Origin of the sequence: Streptomyces sp. NPDC092296 (assembly GCF_044755465.1) — a bacterium.
Lineage (GTDB): Bacteria > Actinomycetota > Actinomycetes > Streptomycetales > Streptomycetaceae > Peterkaempfera.
Genome location: NZ_JBIVRB010000001.1, coordinates 329,672 through 348,987 on the forward strand (window position 1 = coordinate 329,672; position 19,316 = coordinate 348,987).

The window sequence follows — 19,316 nt, forward strand, 5'->3', positions numbered from 1 at the left end:
GACGTCCTGCCCCCAGTCGACCGCCCGGTCGGCAGTTTGTCCACCACTTGTGCAGCCCTGTGGCCAAAGTGAACAGGCAACCGAACAATCGGTAGGGAGAGCGGCCCCGTGGACACCACACCCGGCACCGCCGCCCCACCGGTACCACGCCGGGCGCCGCCACCCCCCCCGACGCCGCCCGGCGCGACCTCCCCACCCGCACGGAGGTGCCCACGATGACCGTCCTGGACCAGCAGCCGGGAACACCCGGCCCGGCCCACCACGCCCCACCCTGGCGGCCCGGCGCCCGAGCCCCGCGCACCGACCCCGCGCCGCTGCTCCCCGACCCCGCCCCGGTCCGGGTGCTGGGCACCCCGGCCGCCGCCGCGCTCGACCCCGCGCTGCTGCGCGACCTGCACCGCCGCCTGGTGGTCGGCCGCCGCTACAACCAGCAGGCCACCACCCTCACCAAGCAGGGCAGGCTCGCCGTCTACCCCGCCTCCACCGGCCAGGAGGCCTGCCAGGTCGCCGCCGCCACCGTGCTGCGCGCCGACGACTGGCTCTTCCCCAGCTACCGCGACACCCTCGCCGTGGTCTCCCGGGGCGTCGACCCGCTGGAGGCGCTGACCCTGCTGCGCGGCGACGCGCACAGCGGCTGGGACCCGGTGCGGTGGCGCACCGCCCCGCTCTCCACCCCGCTGGCCACCCAGGCCCCGCACGCCGTCGGGCTCGCCCACGCCGCCCGGCTGCGCGGCCATGACACCGTCGCGCTGGCCCTGGTCGGCGACGGCGGCACCAGCGAGGGCGACTTCCACGAGGCGCTCAACTTCGCCGCCGTACTGAACGCCCCGGTGGTCTTCCTGGTGCAGAACAACGGCTACGCCATCTCGGTGCCGCTCGCCAAGCAGTCCGCCGCGCCCAGCCTGGCCCACAAGGCGGTCGGCTACGGCATGGCCGGCCGCCTGGTGGACGGCAATGACGCCGCCGCCGTGCACACCGTGCTCGGCGACGCGGTGGCGCACGCCCGCGCCGGGCGCGGCCCGGTGCTGGTGGAGGCCGTCACCTACCGCCTGGACGCGCACACCAACGCCGACGACGCCGGCCGCTACCGCGGCGAGCCGGAGGTCGCCGCCTGGCGCGAGCACGATCCGGTGCTGCTGATGGAGCGCGGCCTGCGCGCGGCGGGCCTGCTGGACGACGACGGCGTACGGGCGGCGGACGACGAGGCCGAGCGGCTGGCCGCCCGGATGCGCGAGGAGTTCCACGCCGAGCCGGTCCTCGACCCGATGAGCCTGTTCGCCCACGTCTACGCCGAACCCACCCCGCAGCTGCGCGAGCAGGCGGCGCAGCTCGCCGCCGAGCTGGAAGCGGAGGCGGCGGCCAGATGACCACCGCGACCGCCCCCACCGGCACCAGCACGACCATGGCTCGGGCGCTCAACACGGCGCTGCGGGACGCCCTGCGCGACGACCCGGCGGTGCACGTCCTCGGTGAGGACGTCGGCACCCTGGGCGGCGTCTTCCGGATCACCGACGGCCTGGCCGCCGAGTTCGGTGACGACCGCTGCACCGACACCCCGCTGGCCGAGGCGGGCATCCTCGGCACCGCCGTCGGCATGGCGATGTACGGGCTGCGGCCGGTGGTCGAGATGCAGTTCGACGCCTTCGCGTACCCGGCCTTCGAGCAACTGGTCTCGCATGTCGCCAAGATGCGCAACCGCACCGCCGGGCAGCTGCCGCTGCCGATCACCATCCGCATCCCGTACGGCGGCGGCATCGGCGGGGTGGAGCACCACAGCGACTCCTCCGAGGCGTACTACGCCCACACCCCGGGCCTGAAGGTGCTCACCCCCGCCACCGTCGAGGACGCCTACGGGATGCTGCGGGCCGCCATCGCCTGCGACGACCCGGTGGTCTTCCTGGAGCCCAAGCGGCTCTACTGGTCCAAGCAGCAGTGGACGCCCGACGCGCCGACCCCGGTCGCGCCGGTCGGGCGGGCGGTGCTGCGGCGGCCGGTCGCGTCCGGCGGCACCGAGCGGTCGGCGGTGCTGATCGGCTACGGCCCCTCGGTGCCGGTCTGCCTGGCGGCGGCCGAGGCCGCCGAGGCGGAGGGCTGGCAGGTCGGGGTGCTCGATCTGCGCAGCCTGGTGCCGTTCGACGACGCGACGGTCTGCGAGGTGGTCCGCCGGGTGGGCCGGGCCGTGGTGGTCCACGAGGCGTCCGGCTTCGGTGGGGTGGGCGCGGAGATCGCCGCCCGGATCACCGAGCGCTGCTTCCACCATCTGGAGGCACCGGTGCTGCGGGTCACCGGCTTCGACATCCCGTATCCGCCGCCGATGCTGGAGCGCCACCACCTGCCCGGAGTGGATCGCATCCTGGACGCGGTGGCCCGCCTGCAGTGGGAGGACTGAGCCCGATGGCGATGGTGCGCGAGTTCACCCTGCCCGATCTGGGGGAGGGGCTGACCGGTGCCGAGATCGTGCGGTGGCTGGTGGAGGTCGGGGAGGTCGTCGCGGTGGACCAGCCGGTGGTCGAGGTGGAGACCGCCAAGGCTTCCGTCGAGGTGCCCTGCCCGTACGGGGGCGTGGTCACCGCCCGGTTCGGCGAGCCCGGCGAGGAGGTGCCGGTGGGGGCGCCGCTGGTGACGGTGGCCGGGTCCGGCGAGGGCGGGGAGCCGCAGGGTGCTCCGGAGAGCGCCTCGGGGAGCGCCTCGGGAAGCGCCGAGGGCGAGGGTTCCGGCAATGTCCTGGTCGGCTACGGCACTTCCAGGCAGGACGCCGCCGCGCGGCGCCGCCGGGTCCGTACCGGCGCGGCCCCGACGCCGCCCCCGGCCCCGGCGCCCGCAGCCCCGACACCCGCAGCCCCGACACCCCCGGCCCGCAGCGGGCCGGTGCCGGTGGTCTCCCCGCTGGTCCGCAAGCTGGCCCGGGAGCACGGCATCGACCTGGCCACCCTCACCGGCAGCGGGCGCGACGGGCTGATCCTCCGCTCCGATGTGGACCGCGCGCTGGCCGCCGCTGTTTCACGTGAAACATCCGCGCCGGCGGCCGAGGTCGAGCCCGACGCCGAGGTGCTGCCGCTGCGCGGTCTGCGCCGTACGGTCGCGGAGAAGCTGGCCCGCAGCCGCCGGGAGATCCCGGACGCCACCTGCTGGGTGGACGCCGACGCCACCGAACTGGTCGCCCTGAAGGACCGGCTGGCCGCCCCCGGCACCGGCCCCCGGATCGGCCTGCTGGCGCTGCTGGCCAGGATCTGCACCGCCGCCCTGGTCCGCCACCCCGAGCTGAACGCCAGCGTGGTGACCGGCCCGGACGGCGCCCCCACCGGCATCCGCCGCCACCGGGCCGTCCACCTGGGCTTCGCCGTGCAGGGCGAACGCGGCCTGGTGGTCCCGGTGGTCCGGGACGCCCAGCGGCTGACCACCGAGCAGCTGGCCACCGAGATCGCCCGGCTCACCGCAGGCGCCCGCGCGGGCACCCTCACCCCGGCCGAGCTGACCGGCGGCACCTTCACCCTCAACAACTACGGCGTCTTCGGCGTCGACGGCTCCACCCCGATCCTCAACCACCCCGAGGCCGCCATGCTGGGCGTCGGCCGGGTCACCGAGCGGCCGTGGGTGCACGGCGGCGAGCTGGCCGTGCGCCGGGTCACCCAGCTGTCGTTCACCTTCGACCACCGGGTCTGCGACGGCGGCGCGGCCGGCGGCTTCCTGCGGTTCGTCGCGGACTGCGTCGAGAATCCGGCGGAGCTGCTGCGCCACTTGTGAGACCGGCTCCGCTCGGGCTGGCGTTGACGTCGGCGTCAAGGTCTACCGTCGACAGCACGGCACAGCCCGAGAGGAGCCGGAGGACGATGCGGATCGGTGAGCTGGCGGAGCGGGCCGGGACGAGCACCCGCACCCTGCGGTACTACGAGTCGCGTGGGCTGCTCGACGCCCGGCGCGCGGTCAACGGGTACCGCGAGTACGACGAGGACGATCTGCGGCTGGTGCGGGAGATCCGCAGCCTGCTGGACTTCGGCTTCGGCCTGGAGGAGACCCGGCCGTTCGTGGAGTGCCTGCGGGCGGGCCATGACGCCGGTGACGCCTGCCCGGCGTCGCTGGAGGTGTACCGGCGCAAGCTCGCGGAGCTGGACGGCTGCATCGCCCGGCTTCAGGGCGTCCGCGACCAGCTCCGCGACCAGCTCGCCAGGGCGGACGCTGCGGCGGCCCCCGAGCCCCGCTGCGAGCTGGCCCCGCACCCGGGTTCCTGAGACCGACCGGTGCGCTCCGCAACCGACCGGCGAGTGCCTGAAACCGACCGGACCCATGAGGGGAGCACGACATGCAGGAGATGGCACAACGGACGGCGGCCGACGGAGCCGTCCGCACGGTGACCGACGCGGACTTCGCGGCGGAGGTGCTGGCGGCCGAGTCGCCGGTGCTGGTGGAGTTCACCGCCGACTGGTGCGGCCCGTGCCGGATGCTGGCCCCGGTGCTGGCCGAGATCGCCGCCGAGCAGGCGGGCCGGCTGCGGGTCGCGGTGCTGGACGTGGACGCCAACCCGGAGACCACGGCCGCGTACGGGGTGCTGTCGATGCCCACCCTGATGGTCTTCCGGGGCGGTGTGCCGGTGCGGTCGCTGGTCGGCGCCCGGCCCAAGCGGCGGCTGCTGGCGGACCTGGCCGACGTGCTGTGAGCCGGGCCCGGGTCCGTCGCCGGTGGGCGGGGGCGGACCCGGGTACCTGCGGCACGGTTCGGCCGGTCTGCGCCTGCGGCACGGTTCGGCGGGAGGATAGCGCGCGGCGGGCGGCGCCGTCGGGTATTCGCGCTACTTGTCGGATGAGCTGTTCGGGCGTGTAAGGCTAGGCGAGGCCGGAATTCACCGGTTTCCCGATGTGCTTTTCGAATTCTTCTGATCAGAAATGATCGGAGTTGAAAAAAGTGGTCGGGGCAGCGATGAGTACGAGTCGAGGCCGAAGCATGGAAGCGCCGATGATGGACGCTCTGACGACCGAGCCGCCGCAGCCGGGGCGGGCAGGGGAACCGACCGGACACCGGGGAAGCGCCGCACCGGTGCTGGTACGCGCCGGAGTGGGCGCCACCACCCCGGCGGCCGTACCGGGCCTGAGCGCCGCGATCCCCCCGCCGCCGCCCGCCCCCGCACCCCCGCCGCCGGTACCGATCGACCCGCCCGCCGTCCCCGCCCCGCCCGTACCGGCCCCTGCCCCGCCCGTACCGGCCCCTGCCCCGCCCGTACCGGCACCCGAGACCGGACTGCTCGCCTACCCCAGGCGCCCCGACCGGCCGCCCATCGAGCCGATGTTCACCCGCGCCCCCGGCCTCAACTGGGCCGGCCCCGGCGACCACTGGACCCGCGCCTGGGGCACCGACACCCCCGCCGGCGCCCCGCCCGCCCTGCCCCCCGCGCTGCGCACCGCCGCCGTCCCGGTCGGCACCCAGGTCGCCGCCGACGACCCCACCCCCCGCGACCTGGAGCTGGTCCGCGCCTCACTGGCCGCCCTGGAACCGGTCGCGGAACGCGCCACCGCCCACTTCTACGCGCTGGTCTTCCTGCGCCACCCCGAACTGCGCTCCCTCTTCCCCGCCGCCATGGACGTCCAGCGCGACCGGCTGTTCCGCGCCCTGCTCACCGCCGCCCGCAGCGCCGAGGACCCGGCCGCCCTCACCGCCCAGCTCGCCCCGCTCGGCCGCAGCCACCGCCGGTACGGGGTGCGCAGCGAGCACTACGCCCCGTTCGGGGAGTGCCTGGTCGCCGCCCTGGCCCGCTACTGCGGACACCACTGGGACGCCGAGACCGAGAGCGCCTGGCAGCGCGTCTACGGCCTGATCGCCCGGACCATGACCGGCGCCGCCGAGAGCAGCGCCACCCCGTCCTGGTGGCAGGCCGAGATCGTCGCCCATGAGCAGCGCACCCGCGAGATCGCCGCCGTCACCGTCCGCCCCGACCAGCCCTACCCGTACCTGGCCGGCCAGTACACCACCCTGGAGACCCCCTGGTGGCCCCGGGTGTGGCGCCCGTACTCCATCGCCTGCGCCCCGCGCGCCGACGGGCTGCTCACCTTCCACGTCAAGGCGGTGCCGGCCGGCTGGGTCAGCAACGCCCTGGTGCACCGCGCCCGCCCCGGGGACGTGCTGCGGCTCGGCCAGCCCGAGGGCCGGATGGTGGTCGACCACAGCGGCGGCGGCAGCCTGCTCTGCCTGGGCGGCGGCACCGGCATCGCGCCGATCAAAGCCCTGGTGGAGGATGTCGCCGGGCACGGCGCGGGCGCCCGCGCGGTGACGGTCTTCTACGGCGCCCGCCGCAACGAGGACCTGTACGAGCTGCACGCCCTGCTGCGGCTGGCCCAGCAGCACCCCTGGCTCTCGGTGCACCCGGTGATCTCCGACCAGCGCACCCTGGGGCTGTCCGGCACCCTGCCCGAGGTGGTGCCCCGGTACGGCCCCTGGGACCGCCATGACGCCTACCTCAGCGGCCCGGCCGCCATGGTCCGGCGCGGCACCGAGGCGCTGCTGCGGGCCGGGGTGCCGGCCGAGCGCATCCGCCACGACCTGGCGGAGCGGTCCTGACCGGTCGGACCGCGCCGGGGGCTCAGGTCAGATCGTCGGCCAGCAGCGCCCGTACGCCCTCGATATTGGCCGCCAGATACGCCCGCAGCGACGGCGGCACCACGTTCACCGAGGTCACGCCCTCCCGGGTGAACGGCAGCCGGACGATCTCGTACTCGCCGGCCGGCTGCTCCACCTCGGGGCCGTGCCGCCGGGACGGGTCCATCCCGTCCAGCCGGCAGACGAAGAAGTGCTGCACCTTGACCCCGCCCGGCTCGATCGGCGCGCCGTGCGGGTCGGGGTGGACCACGGTGTCGACGAAGGCGGGCACCACGTCCGCGATCTTGCCGCCCAGTTCCTCGTCCACCTCCCGGTGCAGCGCGTCCACCACGCTGGGGTCGTCCGGCTCCACGCCGCCGCCGGGGGTGATCCAGTACGGGGTGCAGCCGGGGCGGGTGCGCTTGATCAGCACGATCGACGCCGGGCCGCCGTGCGGATCGGCCGGGTCGAGGTCCAGCAGGATGGCGCGGGCGGTGCGCTTCACCACCGGGCGGTGGGCCGAGGAGCCCATGGTCACCTCCGGGCGGCCGCCCCGCTGCGGCAGGGCGGGACGAACACGGTCCGAGCCGTCGGGTGGGGCGGAACGGGCCGTTGTGACGGCTGTTGCCGGGGATTGTGCCGCAGGCCGGGCGCGGCGAAACCCGAACGGGCCGCCGGGGCGGCCCGGCTCACCAGCGGGCGGCGGCCCGCAGCAGCCGGGAGTGGACGCGGCCCACGATCGGCTGGGCGAGCGTGCCCGCCCGTACCACCAGGAAGAAGGTCCGCAGCGGCGCCATCGGCGGCTCCAGCAGCACCCGCAGCGTGCCGGCCGCCAGGTCGGCGGCGCACAGCTGCCGGGGCAGCACCGCGATCCCGGCGCCCTCCCGGGCGGCGGTCAGCACCGCCCGCAGATCGGGCACGACCAGCGCCGCCGCGGCGGCGGGGCGGGTGTCGAAGACGGTGGCCCAGTACGGCCCGGCGAACGGCAGCTCCTCCCCGCAGTCCAGCAGCGGCAGCCGCTCCAGCGCCGCCGGGGAGACCGCCGCCGGCGGGTCCAGCCGGCCGGCCCAGCGCGGCGCGGCCACCAGCACATGCTCCTCGTCGTGCAGCGGCGTGATGTGGAACGGCCGCCCGCGCGGCAGCGCCGTGGTCACCGCCACGTCGTACGTCGCCGAGGCCAGGCCCGCCACGGCGTCGTCACCGGTGGCCGGGGTGGCCCGCAGCGCCAGCCCGTCGGCGACCAGCCCAGCCAGCGCGGGCAGCAGATGGCTGGCGGTGAACTCGGGCGGCCCGGCCAGGTGCAGGGTGCGCGGCGCGGTCCCGTACAGGCCCTCCTGGGCGATCTCGCCGAGCGCGTCCAGATGCGGGGCGACCCGGTGGGCCAGCTCGTCGGCCACCCCGGTCGGGGCGACGCCGCGCGGCTGGCGCAGGAACAGCGGGCGGCCCAGCTGCCGCTCCAGGGCCCGGATCTGCCCGGTGACGGCGGGCTGCGACAGCCCCAGCAGCTGGGCGGCCCGGGTGATGGAACCGGCACGGTGCACCGTGAGGAAGGTGCGAAGCAGCGCCAGATCCACGACCGCCGTACCCCTCTCCCCGACCCCGATACCCCGATACGCCGGTGCCCCGATACCCCGATACCCCGAGCATCATCGGTGTCCGCGACCCCGGCCGAGAAGCGGGCCCAGCTGCGCGGACGGAGAATGTCCGAAATCCGACGCCACGACCGGCCCACCACCCAAACATAAATATGCCGATAGGTGTGCGGTCATCCGGTGATTGGACACCTCAGCCCAGTCAACTACCTTTGTTCAGGTCGTTCTCCGCGCGTCAACCGGCGTGCACCAGGGGGCTGGGGACGGCTGCGGGCGGGCGGAGCCACGAGGGGGGAGGCTCCGCCCGCCGCTCTGCGCCGAAGCGGCCGAGCGGGGGCGGGGCCGGGCGGGCCGGGGGTGTGGACGTCAGTCGTCGTCGCCGAGGACGAGGCTGAGGCCCCAGGAGATGATGCTGATGATCAGGGCGCCCAGCAGCGCGGCCCAGAAGCCCTGCACATGGAAGTCCAGGTTCAGCCGGTCGGACGCCCACGAGGTCAGCCAGAGCATCAGGGCGTTGATCACAAAGGTGATCAGGCCCAGGGTGAGGATGAACAGGGGCAGGGACAGCAGCTTGACGATCGGCTTGATGAGCCAGTTCACCACTCCGAAGACCAGGGCGACCAGGATGACGGTGAGGACCTTGTGCCCGGTCGAGCCGCCGGAGAGGGTGATGCCGTCGACGATCAGGGCGGCCACCCAGATGGCGGCGGCGTTGATCAGCGTCTTCAGGACGAAACTCTTCATGGGCGTGATCGTCGCAGGAGCCGCCCGACTCCGGAAGCTCCGCTGCGCGGCGACTGGTGTTGAATGCCCCCGTGCCGACCGGCGGTGAGAGGAGCAGCACCCCATGAAGATGTACCGGCTGGACGACCTGGACGCGGAGCGGGCCGCCCACCAGGGCGCCTATCTGCGCTTCCTGAACGAGCGCCATATGTCGGCCGGCCTCTACGCCCTCTCACCGGGGGACACCGACACCCAGCAGCCGCACGCCCAGGACGAGATCTACTTCGTGGTGAGCGGCCGGGCGTACCTGACCGTGGGGACCGAGACCGCCACCGTCGCCCGGGGCTGCGTGGTGCATGTGCCGGCCGGCGTGCCGCACCGCTTCCACCACATCACCGAGGAGCTGCGGGTCCTGGTGGTCTTCTCCCCGCCGGAGGGCTGACCAGCGGCGCGGATAGGGTCGGGGCAGCAACCACCAGGGCAGGAACCACCAGGTAGGGAGACCCGATGGGCGAGCAGGGCCGACCGCAGGCCATACCGTTCACCGAGCAGCTGTGGGCGGCGGCGGAGCCGGCCTACGCGGCCATCCTCACGCACCCCTTCATCGCCGGGCTCACCGACGGCACGCTGCCCCGGGAGGCGTTCCGCCACTTCGTGGTGCAGGACTCGCACTATCTGCGGGACTACGCCCGAGCGCTCTCGGTGTGCGCGGCCAAGGCGCCGACCGAGCAGGACGTCCGGGCCTTCGCGGACGACGCGGTGGGGGCCATCGCCGCCGAGCAGAGCATGCACGCCGACTTCATGTCCGCGCTGGGCTCGGACGCGGCGGCGGCCTCCGCCGAACCGGTGCTGCCCACCACCCGCGCCTACTCCAGCTATCTGCTGGCCACCGCGTACGGCGGCTCCTTCGCCGAGGCGCTGGCCGCCGTGCTGCCCTGCTACTGGGTGTACGCCAAGGTAGGGGAGCGGCTGCTGGAAGCCTCGTCGCCCGACCCGCTCTACGCCCGCTGGATCGCCACCTACGGCGACGAGGCGTTCCAGACCGTGGTGCGGCGGGTGCTCGACCTGACCGACCGGATCGGTGAGGAGCTCTCGGAAGCGGAGCGCCGGCGCGCGACCGAGCACTTCACCACCACCACCCGCTATGAGTGGATGTTCTGGGACGCCGCCTGGCGCGGCGAGCGCTGGCCGGTGTGAGGGGTCGGCCCGGAGGCCCGGATCAGGGGAATGTCCGGGTCTTCTCGGGGCCGACGGCCCTCGTCTGCGCTGCGGGGCCCCCGTACGATCGAAGTGTCCACAGCGGACGGGACGCGGCCTCGCAGGAGCCGGTCCGAGGGGAGAGAAGGAACGGACATGGCTGAGTTCTGGAAGTCGCTGCCCTCGTGGGTGCGCAACGTGGTCGTACCGATCCTGGTCCTGATCGTGGCGTGGTACGTGCTGCTCGCCGTGCTCAGCCTGGTTGGCGCCATCATCGCCTTCGCGGTCAAGGCGCTGATCGTGGTCGGCATCGCCGCCGCCGTGGTGATCCTGGTGAAGAAGGCCGCCCGGCACTAGCTGCCGACAGCCCGAGGCGCCCGCCCGCACACCGCCCGGTGTGCGGGCGCCTGCGTTTCCGGGCCGCTGCGTGTCTGGGTCGCTGCCTGTGTGGCCCCTGCGTGTACGGGCCTGATCGGTCCGCCGTCGCGGAGAACGGCTGCGGCGTCATGCAACCCGACGGCTCCCACACGGGTGTTACAGGTCGGAGTGGGCCCGCTCCCGAACCGACCGACATCCGCACGAGCCACAGGGAGCACCGTGCCATCGACCGCAGTGAGGGAGCCCGCCGTCCGCGCGGGCACGACCGGGCCACCGATCCGACCGCACACACCCGGACGGCAACGGCCGCACCCGGGCGCCGCAGGGGTGGAGGCCGACATCAGGACCGCGACCAGCACCGGGAGCGCCGACACCGGCGCCGCCCCGGACTTCGAGGCATTCGCCGCCGCCCGCTGGACCCGGCTGGTCCGCACCGCGTACCTGCTCACCGGCGACCACCACGAGGCAGAGGACCTGGTCCAGGCGACCCTGGCCAAGGTCTACTCCGGCTGGGACCGCATCCGGCGCCTGGACAACCCCGACCTGTACGTCCGCCGGGCGCTGGTCAACAACAACGTCAGCCGGTACCGCCGCCGCCGGGTGACCCAGCTGCTGATGCCCCGGCTGCCCGACCGGGCGGCGCGGGACGGCGCCCAGGACCGGCTGGAGCAGCGGTCCGCGCTGCTCACCGCACTGGCCTCGCTGCCGCCCCGGCAGCGGGCCGTGGTGGTGCTGCGCTACTGGGAGGACTTCGGGGAGCAGGACACCGCGCAGGTGCTCGGCTGCTCCCCGGGCACGGTGAAAAGCCAGGCCAGCCGGGCGCTGGCCAAACTGCGCAGCCATCCGCAGCTCGCCGACTACGCGGCGGAGGCGGCCCGATGACCCGATACCCGATGACCCGATACCCGATGACGCGATCCCCGATGACCCGTTATAAGGAAGGACCCGCAGGCATGGAGACCAACCCGGGCATGGACATCGGTACGGACGGCCACGGCCACGGCGGCGACCAGTCGGCCGACGGGGACCGGCTGCGGTACGCCCTGGCCACCGAGGCCGAACTGCTCACGGTCGCACCGGTCCCGCTCGCCCGGGTGGTCCGGCGCGGCCGGGGCGTCCGGGCGCGGCGGCGCACCGCCGTCGCGCTGGCCGTCGCCGCCGTGGTGGCGACCCCGGTCGCGCTGGCGGTCGGGCTGCGCGGCGGCGCGGCCGACCCGGTCGACCCGGTGGCCGCGGCCACTGTGGCGGATCAGCCGTCCGTCGGGGCCGCCGCCGCACCGGGCGCCACCGCCGGCCGGTCGGCGGCCCCGACGGTGCGGGTGGTCGCGGAGGGGAAGCGGTTCGCGGTGGGGCTGGGGCAGCGGATGTACCTGACCCGCAGTGAGCGCTGCCTGGTCGAAGGGCACGGCCGGCCGGAGTGCAAGAGCGTCGGGGACGGCAACCAGCAGGCGGGCAGCGTCAGCCTGCAGACCCTGGGCGACAGCCGGCGCGCCCTCTACACGCCGCTGTACATCGGCCCCGCCCGGGTCGCCCGGATCACGGTGGCGGTGGCCGGGCGGACGCTGGACGCCCAGGTGGTCACCCTCCCCGGCCGCCCCGGCTACGCCAGCGGCTATGTGGTCGGGCCGACGCTCGACAAGGACGCGAGGCCCGGCTCCGTGGTCGTCACCGTCTACGACCAGGCCGGCCGGATCGTGGCCCGGCTCTGACGGACCGGGCCGGGCCCGCCGTACGTGACGGCTACCGCCGTATGCGACGGCTACCGCCGTACGCGGTGGCGGGCCCGGCCCGTGCCCGCCCTGGGTACGCCGGTCCCCGGGGCGGGCACCGAGCCGCCCGGCACCCGGTCGCGGGAGGCCACCAGGGCGGCCAGCGCCGTGGTCACCGGCACCGAGGCCACCAGGCCGATACTGCCCACCAGGGTGCGTACGATCTCCTCCGCAACGATCTCGCTGGTCGCCACCGTGCCCACCCCCCGCTGCGAGATGGAGAACAGCAGCAGCAGCGGCAGCGCGGCGCCCGCGTACGCCATCACCAGGGTGTTCACCGTCGACGCGATGTGGTCGCGGCCGATCCTGATGCCGGCCCGGTACAGCTCCCGGGCGCCCAGCCCCGGGTTGGCGGCCCGCAGCTCCCACACCGCCGAGGTCTGGGTGACCGTCACATCGTCCAGTACGCCCAGCGAACCGATGATCACCCCCGCCAGCAGCAGCCCGTCCAGCCGGATGCCCGGATAGAGCGAGTGCACCAGCGCCGTCTCGTCCGAGGTGTTGCCGGTCAGCTTGGTCAGCCCGATGAACAGCTCGCCCAGCACCCCGATCAGCGCCAGCGAGGAGAGGGTGCCGATCACCGCCACCGAGGTGCGGGCCGACAGCCCGTGGCAGAGGTAGAGCGCCACCAGCATGATGGCGCTGCCGCCGACCACCGCCACCAGCAGCGGATTCTGCCCGTGCAGCACCGCGGGCAGGATGAACAGCGCCAGCACGGCGAAGCTCGCCACCAGCGCCACCAGCGCGGTCAGCCCCCGCAGCCGGCCCACCGCGACCACCGCCAGCGCGAAGATCCCGGCCAGCACCGCCATCGGCAGCGCCCGGTCCGCGTCGGCGATGGCGTAGCGCAGGTCGGCCGGCGCGTCCGGCGAGTCGGTGAGGATCACCTTGTCGCCCGCCGACCAGCGGCCGTTCCCGTCCGGGGGCAGCGTCTGCCGCACCGTACGCCCGGCGTTGTCACCGCTGGTCAGCCGCACCGACACGCTGGTGCAGTCCTGCTTGCCCGCGTCCCCGGTGCACGGCGCCTGCGCGGTGGCGACCACCGTGCCGTGCACCGTCCTCTGGTCGAAGCCGACCCCGGCGGGGCCCGCGCTGTGCGGCGGCACACCCCCCGGCCAGAGCACCACCAGCCCCGCCACCACCGCCACCGCGAACGGCACCAGCACCGCCGCGATCACCCGCCGCAGCCGCGCCGAAGCGGGCGCCGCCGGGCCGTGGTGGTGGGCATGGCCGTGGCCGTCCCGGTGCGGGTGCTGCTCGTCGACGTCGGCCACGGGATGTCCTTCCGGGGTGGGTCGACACCAAGGGAACCACGGCCGGGCCCCCTGGCGGTGCGCGGCGCCGGACGGCTACGGTGGGGCGCATCTGATGCAGACGCGGGAGCTCGGAGCACCGGGCTGAGAGGGCACTGAACGCTGTGCCGACCGCAGAACCTGACCGGGTAATGCCGGCGTAGGGAGCAGGGTCCGATGACCACGCACGAAGCACAGCAGCACGACCACGACCGGAACCGGTCCACCGGCGCCACCGGGTACCCGACACCCGCCTGGCACAAGGCGTACCGCACCGGCTCGCGCCCCGACCTGCGGGTCCCATACCGCGAGGTCCACCTCGGCAACGGCCGTACGGTACCGCTGTACGACACCTCCGGGCCATACGGCGACCCGGCGTACGAGACCGACGTACGGCGCGGACTGCCCGCGCTGCGCGACGGCTGGATCAGGCAGCGCGGCGACGTCGAGGAGTACCAGGGCCGCGCGCCCAAACCCGAGGACGACGGTCTGCGGCCCACCGCACCGCGCGGCGGCCTGCGCAACCTGGACGCCGTCTTCCCGGGCCGCCCCCGCCGCCCGCTGCGGGCCCGCGACGGGGCCGCCGTCACCCAACTCGGCTATGCCAAGCGGGGCGTGGTGACCCCCGAGATGGAGTTCGTCGCACTGCGGGAGGGCATGGACCCGGAGTTCGTCCGGGACCGGGTCGCCCGAGGCCGGGCCGTCATCCCGGTCAATGTGAACCACCCCGAGGTGGAGCCGGCCGTCATCGGCACCGACTTCCTGGTGAAGATCAACGCCAACATCGGCAACTCCGCCGTCACCTCCTCCATCGAGGAGGAGGTGGAGAAGATGACCTGGGCCACCCGCTGGGGCGCCGACACCGTCATGGACCTCTCCACCGGCCGCAACATCCACACCACCCGCGAGTGGATTCTGCGCAACTCCCCGGTCCCGATCGGCACCGTCCCCCTCTACCAGGCCCTGGAGAAGGTCGACGGACGGGCCGAGGAACTCGACTGGGAGGTCTACCGCGACACCGTGATCGAGCAGTGCGAGCAGGGCGTCGACTACATCACCGTGCACGCCGGGGTACTGCTGCGCCACGTACCGCTCACCGCCCGCCGCAAGACCGGCATCGTCTCGCGCGGCGGCTCCATCATGGCCGCCTGGTGCCTCGCCCACCACCGGGAGAACTTCCTCTACACCCACTTCGAGGAACTCTGCGACATCCTGCGCGCCTATGACGTCACCTACTCGCTGGGCGACGGTCTGCGGCCCGGCTCCATCGCGGACGCCAACGACGACGCCCAGTTCGCCGAGCTGCGCACCCTGGGCGAACTGGGCCGGATCGCCCGGGAGCGGGACGTCCAGGTGATGATCGAGGGCCCGGGGCACGTCCCGATGAACAAGATCCGCGAGAACATGGACCTCCAGAAGGAGATCTGCGACGAGGCGCCCTTCTACACCCTCGGTCCGCTGACCACCGACGTCGCCCCCGGCTACGACCACATCACCTCGGGCATCGGCGCCGCCATGATCGCCTGGTGGGGCACGGCCATGCTCTGCTACGTCACCCCCAAGGAGCACCTGGGCCTGCCCGACCGGGACGACGTCAAGACCGGCGTCATCACCTACAAGATCGCCGCCCACGCCGCCGACCTCGCCAAGGGCCACCCCGGCGCCCAGGCCTGGGACGACGCCCTGTCCGACGCCCGCTTCGAATTCCGCTGGGAGGACCAGTTCAACCTGGCCCTCGACCCCGAGACGGCCCGCGCCTTCCACGACGAGACCCTCCCCGCCGAACCCGCCAAGACCGCCCACTTCTGCTCCATGTGCGGCCCGAAGTTCTGCTCCATGAAGATCAGCCGCACCATCAACGAGACCTTCGCCCCCGACACCCCGGCCACCGAGGCCGAGATCGCCGCCGGCATGCTCGCCAAGTCCCGCGAGTTCGCCGCCAACGGCAACCGCGTCTACCTCCCCCTCACCGACTGACACCAGCCCGTTGAGTTCACTGCGCTGGGAGGCAGGAGGGGCTTCCCAGCGCAGTGCTTCGCCGGCGGGCCGTACAACCCCGATCGCCTGCCTCGATGGCGGAGCCACGGGATCGTTCGAGTCGGGACGGGCTCACGCCTTCTGGCGCGCGACTTCGCCGGACCGTTGGTTGAGCTGGCGGACGACCCGGCTGGTCAGGTGGGGCGTGAGGCCCTGCCGGAGTGCCTTGAGGTGCTCGTCCCCGCGCACCGAGCTGGTAGCCCGTTGGCGTGCACGCGGCCTTGCTCCTGGCACGGCAGTTGGTCGGGGAGAAGCTGGTGAATCCGTCCTCCTTGAACGCCTGGGCCTCGCCCAGTAACCAAAGGGCGCGACACGACACCGCCCCGTCATCCCAGCCTCCTCACTCGGGGAGCGCATGATGAAGCTCGGAACGTTCGTCACGATCGACGGCCTCAGCGCCGGCGGCAAGAGCACCATCGCACCCGTCGTCGCCCAACTGCTCGGGGCAGCGCACATCACAGACGACCTGCCGACGTTCCCGCATATGCGGCGGGAGGTGGATGATTCCCGCAACGTCGCTGCTCGCTACCACTGGTGGATGATGGCCAACCATCTGAAGTCCGAGGAAGGTCAGGGCGGCCGTCGAGACGGGTCGGTCGGCGGTTCTGGAGAGCTACTTTCCCCGGACGATAGCGACCCACCAGGCGATGGGGCACGACAGCGAGCCGGTCTACCCGAACGGCGTCCTGCTGCCCGACGTGGCTGTCCTCCTTGTGGTGGACGAGAAGACGCGCCGAAGTCGCCTGCTCCAGCGTCAGGAGAGAGGCGCGTTCGGCTACTGGCACCAGCGCGAGGAGCACAACGTCGCTACCACGGTGACCAGCTACGAGCGGTTCGGCCTCACGGTCGTGGACGCCACCGGATTGACGCCGCATGAGGCCGCTGTCGAGATCGCCGGCATCGTTCGCTCCGTCACCTGAACTCTCCCACAGCGAAGGGAACTCCAGCATGACCACTGAAGTCGAGTACGAGGCGAAGATCCTCAATGTCGACCCGGAGGAGATCCGGGACGTGCTCGCCACAGCCGGTGCCGGCCACCTGGCCGACCGACTTCAGCGGCGCTACGTCTACGACATCCCCGGCAAGGCCGGCACCTGGGTGAGGCTGCGGGACAACGGCAGCACCGTAACCCTGTGCGTCAAGGAGATCCTGGACCACGACGCCATCGACGGAGTGACGGAGACCGAGACCATCGTCGGCGACTTCGACGCGACGAACGCCATCCTCGCCAAGCTCGGATACGAGCCCCGGGCCTATCAGGAGAACCGCCGTTCCTCCTGGTCGCTGAACGGCGCCTCCATCGAGATCGACCACTGGCCGCTCATCCCCCCGTACCTGGAGGTGGAGGGCAACAGCGGACGGCACGTCCACGACACGGTCCGCGCGCTCGGCCTGTCTGTGAACGACCTCACCAGCGAGAACACCACGGCGGTCTACCGCCGGTACGGCATCGACATCGCGTCCATCCCCCGCCTGACGTTCGAGTGACAGGGAGGGCCCAGTGCCCGTGAAGTCGGGGGAGCTGAAGCTGGGGTGGAGGCGGTGGCGGTCGGCACTGATGACGCCGAGCACCTGCGGGAGCCGCGTGGCGGACTGGAGCACGCTGGGGTCCTCCTTACCTACCGGCAGCTCCTGCGTCAGTCCGCCTGAAGCTCCTTCACCACCTGCTCCGCCAGCGCGCGGGCCCCTTCAAGGTGGGGGTCCTCGGGATGCGCGTACGGCCCGAGGATCTTCGCCGCGACGAACAGCGTCATCAGCTTGCCGTCCCGGCTCGCGAAGTCGGTGCTCCGCTCGACGCGGACGCGATCGGCCAGCGCCGGTACGGCGAGCGACGCCGCCCACAACGTGGCGGCGTCCAATCCGCGGGGGGCCATGCCCCAGTCCTCCCAGTCGAAGATGCAGAACTCGGGTGCCGTCACGTTCGCCCAGTTCAGATCCGCATGCGCCGGGCACCACTTTCGCACCGTCGCATCGACGCGCGGAAACACCTGACGGACCGTCCGTTCCACCAGATCCTGGTCGATCGTCTCCGTGTCCGGAGTGGCGATCCGGTTCGTCCGCTGCCGCGCGAGCGCATCCAGTGAGGCGTTCAGCTGCGCCCACCAGCCGGAAGACAGTGCCGGATCGTTCGCCACGACTGCGGACCCCACCGGTTCGGACCGCAGGAGCCCGGTCTCGTCAGCCCGCCACATCGCCGGCTCGGCCTCGTCTCGCCACGCGATGCCGGCCAGCCACCTGGGCTTCGCGATGCCGCTCAGCGCCTCGGCCGAAGGTGTGCCGTCACCGCCCTGGGTGCCGATCCGATCCAACCCGCGCCGCTCGATCCGAACCCATGTGCCGCGCTCGGTGCGGGCGCCCACGGACCGACGCTTGCGGACCACCGTCGCCCGATCGAGCCGGGTCCCCAACGCGGTCTCGACCCGTTCCAGCACCTCGTCAACCGGCACCCGGCGCAGATCTGTCATGGAACGACGGTAGCGAGACCCAGTCGAGTCGGAGGTGCTTCACGGTCTCGTTCGGCCCCGGTTCTCGCAGCGGCTCGGGCGACAGCCCCGACGCCCTGGCGGAGGCGCCGATCGGCAGCAGCTCCGTGCCCACGGTCCTCCTCGGGTCGGGCCGCTCCGCCCGAGTCCCAGGGGAAGGTCAACCGGCGGTTGGGCGGGTCAGTTGGGGCCGGGGGCGTCGGTGGGGGCGCCGTCGTAGTCGGGGCTGGTGAAGTCGGGGGAGCTGAAGCTGGGGCTGGAGTATTCGGGGGAGGAGAAGGTGGTGTGGGCGCGGTCGCGGCGGGGGGTGGGCTCGGGGCCGGGGCTGGTGTAGCCGGGGCTGGTGTAGCCGAGCCGGGGGCGGCGGCGGACCAGGTCGACGCCGGTGGCCGCGTTGATGGGCGGTTCGGCGCCGGTGGCAGGGCGGTCGGTGGCGGTTCGGGTGGGGGTGTCCGCTGCGAGGGTGAGGTGGAGGAAGGGCAGTATGCCGTCGTCCATGAGTGCCGCCTTCCAGGCGTCCCGGGTGGTGGCCAGTTCGGCGTGCAGCCGGGGGTCCTGGCCGTCGGGCGGGGCCGAGCTGTCCCGCAGCGCGGTGATCAGCAGTCCGATGACACCGGCGACCATGGCGACGGCGCCGACGGCGAGGGCCACCCAGCCCGCGGTGATCAGCGCGTCCGCGAACACCAGCCGGGGCTTGGCGGCGCGCAGGCTGTAGCCGAGCAGCAGGAAGATCAGCGCGGCGGCCCAGGCCAGGATCGGCGCCAGTACGGTCAGCACCGGCAGGGCCCCGGCGCCGTTTCCCGCAGTCGGCCGGGCGGCGGCGCCCGCCACGCCGTGCGGCCGGACGGCGCCGTCCCGGACGCGGTCACGCAGCGTCGTGTACTCGTGGTACTCCACGGCCGCGGCGGCCGCGATGCCGCCGATCTCGGCCAGTGCCCTGGTGCGGAGTTGTTCGGCGTTCAGGTGCGCGCCGGGCGCCCGCAGCGCCTGGCGGATGCCGTCGGCGCGCAGCGCCTGGTCCAGGACCCGCTCGAAGTCCGGTCGGTCTTCTGGCCGCAGGTGCGGAGCGGTGTTCATCTTGCCCCCCGATTGCTCCGTCAGGGTGAGGTGGTGGTTCTGCCGTCTCGGCGTCTGGGGTGCGGGATCTGCGGTCTGCGTGGGTGGGGAGCTGCGGCTGCGCAGGCCGGTGGCGGCCTGCCGGTCCGGATCGGGTGGGTGCGCTGCCCGGGGCCTCGACGGTTGTCTCGATGGTAGGGCGGCGACCTGACGGGTTAACAGTCC

At 73.4% G+C, this 19,316-nt stretch carries 20 protein-coding genes and 1 riboswitch; of the genes, 14 read left to right on the top strand and 6 right to left on the bottom strand.

Annotated elements, in window-relative coordinates; all coding sequences use genetic code 11:
- Positions 1 to 215 precede the first annotated feature (215 nt).
- The 6 genes from ACIQGZ_RS01500 to ACIQGZ_RS01525 all read left to right on the top strand — a co-directional run bounded on the left by ACIQGZ_RS01500 (position 216) and on the right by ACIQGZ_RS01525 (position 6,546).
- Positions 216 to 1,367 carry a thiamine pyrophosphate-dependent enzyme gene (locus tag ACIQGZ_RS01500; RefSeq protein WP_402598597.1) on the top strand — a complete coding sequence of 384 codons (1,152 nt, stop codon included), beginning with the start codon at positions 216 to 218 and terminating at the stop codon, positions 1,365 to 1,367.
- Entirely contained in the window at positions 1,364 to 2,389 is a 1,026-nt protein-coding gene (locus tag ACIQGZ_RS01505) for an alpha-ketoacid dehydrogenase subunit beta (RefSeq protein WP_402598598.1), read from the top strand. The genes ACIQGZ_RS01500 and ACIQGZ_RS01505 overlap by 4 nt, the downstream gene beginning before the upstream one ends.
- Positions 2,390 to 2,394: 5 nt before the next feature.
- On the top strand, positions 2,395 to 3,744 hold the full coding sequence (locus ACIQGZ_RS01510) for a dihydrolipoamide acetyltransferase family protein (RefSeq protein ID WP_402598599.1): 1,350 nt from the start codon (positions 2,395 to 2,397) through the stop codon (positions 3,742 to 3,744).
- Between the two features lie 86 nt (positions 3,745 to 3,830).
- Positions 3,831 to 4,229: a MerR family transcriptional regulator gene (locus ACIQGZ_RS01515; RefSeq protein WP_402598600.1), complete on the top strand. Its 399-nt coding sequence runs from the start codon at positions 3,831 to 3,833 to the stop codon at positions 4,227 to 4,229.
- 71 nt (positions 4,230 to 4,300) lie between these two features.
- A complete protein-coding gene (gene trxA, locus ACIQGZ_RS01520) occupies positions 4,301 to 4,654 on the top strand; it encodes a thioredoxin (protein ID WP_402598601.1) in 354 nt (117 codons plus the stop codon).
- A gap of 299 nt (positions 4,655 to 4,953) precedes the next feature.
- On the top strand, positions 4,954 to 6,546 hold the full coding sequence (locus tag ACIQGZ_RS01525) for a globin domain-containing protein (protein ID WP_402598603.1): 1,593 nt from the start codon (positions 4,954 to 4,956) through the stop codon (positions 6,544 to 6,546).
- Positions 6,547 to 6,568: 22 nt separating this feature from the next.
- Here the strand turns inward: ACIQGZ_RS01525 and ACIQGZ_RS01530 are convergent, their stop codons facing one another.
- The 3 genes from ACIQGZ_RS01530 to ACIQGZ_RS01540 form a co-directional block, all read right to left on the bottom strand.
- Positions 6,569 to 7,096 carry an NUDIX domain-containing protein gene (locus ACIQGZ_RS01530; protein WP_402598605.1) on the bottom strand — a complete coding sequence of 176 codons (528 nt, stop codon included), beginning with the start codon at positions 7,094 to 7,096 and terminating at the stop codon, positions 6,569 to 6,571.
- Between the two features lie 157 nt (positions 7,097 to 7,253).
- On the bottom strand, positions 7,254 to 8,138 hold the full coding sequence (locus ACIQGZ_RS01535; protein WP_402598606.1) for a LysR family transcriptional regulator: 885 nt from the start codon (positions 8,136 to 8,138) through the stop codon (positions 7,254 to 7,256).
- Between the two features lie 384 nt (positions 8,139 to 8,522).
- Positions 8,523 to 8,900: a phage holin family protein gene (locus ACIQGZ_RS01540; protein ID WP_402598608.1), complete on the bottom strand. Its 378-nt coding sequence runs from the start codon at positions 8,898 to 8,900 to the stop codon at positions 8,523 to 8,525.
- Between the two features lie 103 nt (positions 8,901 to 9,003).
- Here ACIQGZ_RS01540 and ACIQGZ_RS01545 point away from each other — a divergent pair, with 103 nt between their 5' ends.
- From ACIQGZ_RS01545 to ACIQGZ_RS01565, 5 genes are all read left to right on the top strand, one after another.
- Positions 9,004 to 9,321, top strand: a complete 318-nt coding sequence (locus ACIQGZ_RS01545; RefSeq protein WP_402598609.1) for a cupin domain-containing protein — start codon at positions 9,004 to 9,006, stop codon at positions 9,319 to 9,321.
- A gap of 65 nt (positions 9,322 to 9,386) precedes the next feature.
- Positions 9,387 to 10,076 carry a thiaminase II gene (gene tenA, locus ACIQGZ_RS01550; RefSeq protein ID WP_402598611.1) on the top strand — a complete coding sequence of 230 codons (690 nt, stop codon included), beginning with the start codon at positions 9,387 to 9,389 and terminating at the stop codon, positions 10,074 to 10,076.
- A 156-nt stretch (positions 10,077 to 10,232) separates the two neighbouring features.
- Positions 10,233 to 10,433, top strand: a complete 201-nt coding sequence (locus tag ACIQGZ_RS01555; RefSeq protein WP_402598613.1) for a DUF5326 family protein — start codon at positions 10,233 to 10,235, stop codon at positions 10,431 to 10,433.
- Between the two features lie 348 nt (positions 10,434 to 10,781).
- Complete coding sequence (locus ACIQGZ_RS01560; RefSeq protein ID WP_402598614.1) at positions 10,782 to 11,336, top strand: SigE family RNA polymerase sigma factor; 555 nt, start codon at positions 10,782 to 10,784, stop codon at positions 11,334 to 11,336.
- 71 nt (positions 11,337 to 11,407) lie between these two features.
- Positions 11,408 to 12,163, top strand: coding sequence for a hypothetical protein (locus ACIQGZ_RS01565; protein ID WP_402598616.1), 756 nt, complete (start codon positions 11,408 to 11,410; stop codon positions 12,161 to 12,163).
- A gap of 50 nt (positions 12,164 to 12,213) precedes the next feature.
- On the opposite strand, the gene ACIQGZ_RS01570 is transcribed toward ACIQGZ_RS01565, so the two are convergent.
- Positions 12,214 to 13,497 carry a YibE/F family protein gene (locus ACIQGZ_RS01570; protein ID WP_402598617.1) on the bottom strand — a complete coding sequence of 428 codons (1,284 nt, stop codon included), beginning with the start codon at positions 13,495 to 13,497 and terminating at the stop codon, positions 12,214 to 12,216.
- Positions 13,498 to 13,589: 92 nt separating this feature from the next.
- A riboswitch (TPP riboswitch) is annotated at positions 13,590 to 13,699 on the top strand.
- Between ACIQGZ_RS01570 and thiC the strand changes: the two genes are divergently transcribed.
- The 3 genes from thiC to ACIQGZ_RS01585 all read left to right on the top strand — a co-directional run bounded on the left by thiC (position 13,693) and on the right by ACIQGZ_RS01585 (position 17,040).
- Entirely contained in the window at positions 13,693 to 15,492 is a 1,800-nt protein-coding gene (gene thiC / locus ACIQGZ_RS01575; RefSeq protein ID WP_402598618.1) for a phosphomethylpyrimidine synthase ThiC, read from the top strand. (Overlaps the previous riboswitch by 7 nt.)
- Before the next feature lie 707 nt (positions 15,493 to 16,199).
- A complete protein-coding gene (locus ACIQGZ_RS01580; RefSeq protein WP_402598620.1) occupies positions 16,200 to 16,472 on the top strand; it encodes a hypothetical protein in 273 nt (90 codons plus the stop codon).
- Between the two features lie 28 nt (positions 16,473 to 16,500).
- Positions 16,501 to 17,040 (top strand): class IV adenylate cyclase, encoded by a 540-nt coding sequence (locus ACIQGZ_RS01585; protein ID WP_402598621.1) that lies wholly within the window; start codon positions 16,501 to 16,503, stop codon positions 17,038 to 17,040.
- A 149-nt stretch (positions 17,041 to 17,189) separates the two neighbouring features.
- Here the strand turns inward: ACIQGZ_RS01585 and ACIQGZ_RS01590 are convergent, their stop codons facing one another.
- Positions 17,190 to 18,017 carry a hypothetical protein gene (locus ACIQGZ_RS01590; protein ID WP_402598622.1) on the bottom strand — a complete coding sequence of 276 codons (828 nt, stop codon included), beginning with the start codon at positions 18,015 to 18,017 and terminating at the stop codon, positions 17,190 to 17,192.
- Between the two features lie 198 nt (positions 18,018 to 18,215).
- Entirely contained in the window at positions 18,216 to 19,112 is an 897-nt protein-coding gene (locus ACIQGZ_RS01595; RefSeq protein ID WP_402598623.1) for a hypothetical protein, read from the bottom strand.
- Positions 19,113 to 19,316: the final 204 nt, after the last annotated feature.

Bases quoted from the DNA above. Each gene is read 5' to 3' on its own strand.
- ACIQGZ_RS01500 (WP_402598597.1), top strand. From the start codon at position 216: ATGACCGTCCTGGACCAGCAGCCGGGAACACCCGGCCCGGCCCACCAC.
- ACIQGZ_RS01505 (WP_402598598.1), top strand. From the start codon at position 1,364: ATGACCACCGCGACCGCCCCCACCGGCACCAGCACGACCATGGCTCGG.
- ACIQGZ_RS01510 (WP_402598599.1), top strand. From the start codon at position 2,395: ATGGCGATGGTGCGCGAGTTCACCCTGCCCGATCTGGGGGAGGGGCTG.
- ACIQGZ_RS01515 (WP_402598600.1), top strand. From the start codon at position 3,831: ATGCGGATCGGTGAGCTGGCGGAGCGGGCCGGGACGAGCACCCGCACC.
- trxA (WP_402598601.1), top strand. From the start codon at position 4,301: ATGCAGGAGATGGCACAACGGACGGCGGCCGACGGAGCCGTCCGCACG.
- ACIQGZ_RS01525 (WP_402598603.1), top strand. From the start codon at position 4,954: ATGGACGCTCTGACGACCGAGCCGCCGCAGCCGGGGCGGGCAGGGGAA.
- ACIQGZ_RS01530 (WP_402598605.1), bottom strand. From the start codon at position 7,096: ATGGGCTCCTCGGCCCACCGCCCGGTGGTGAAGCGCACCGCCCGCGCC.
- ACIQGZ_RS01540 (WP_402598608.1), bottom strand. From the start codon at position 8,900: ATGAAGAGTTTCGTCCTGAAGACGCTGATCAACGCCGCCGCCATCTGG.
- ACIQGZ_RS01545 (WP_402598609.1), top strand. From the start codon at position 9,004: ATGAAGATGTACCGGCTGGACGACCTGGACGCGGAGCGGGCCGCCCAC.
- tenA (WP_402598611.1), top strand. From the start codon at position 9,387: ATGGGCGAGCAGGGCCGACCGCAGGCCATACCGTTCACCGAGCAGCTG.
- ACIQGZ_RS01555 (WP_402598613.1), top strand. From the start codon at position 10,233: ATGGCTGAGTTCTGGAAGTCGCTGCCCTCGTGGGTGCGCAACGTGGTC.
- ACIQGZ_RS01565 (WP_402598616.1), top strand. From the start codon at position 11,408: ATGGAGACCAACCCGGGCATGGACATCGGTACGGACGGCCACGGCCAC.
- thiC (WP_402598618.1), top strand. From the start codon at position 13,693: ATGACCACGCACGAAGCACAGCAGCACGACCACGACCGGAACCGGTCC.
- ACIQGZ_RS01580 (WP_402598620.1), top strand. From the start codon at position 16,200: ATGGGGCACGACAGCGAGCCGGTCTACCCGAACGGCGTCCTGCTGCCC.
- ACIQGZ_RS01585 (WP_402598621.1), top strand. From the start codon at position 16,501: ATGACCACTGAAGTCGAGTACGAGGCGAAGATCCTCAATGTCGACCCG.
- ACIQGZ_RS01590 (WP_402598622.1), bottom strand. From the start codon at position 18,017: ATGACAGATCTGCGCCGGGTGCCGGTTGACGAGGTGCTGGAACGGGTC.
- ACIQGZ_RS01595 (WP_402598623.1), bottom strand. From the start codon at position 19,112: ATGAACACCGCTCCGCACCTGCGGCCAGAAGACCGACCGGACTTCGAG.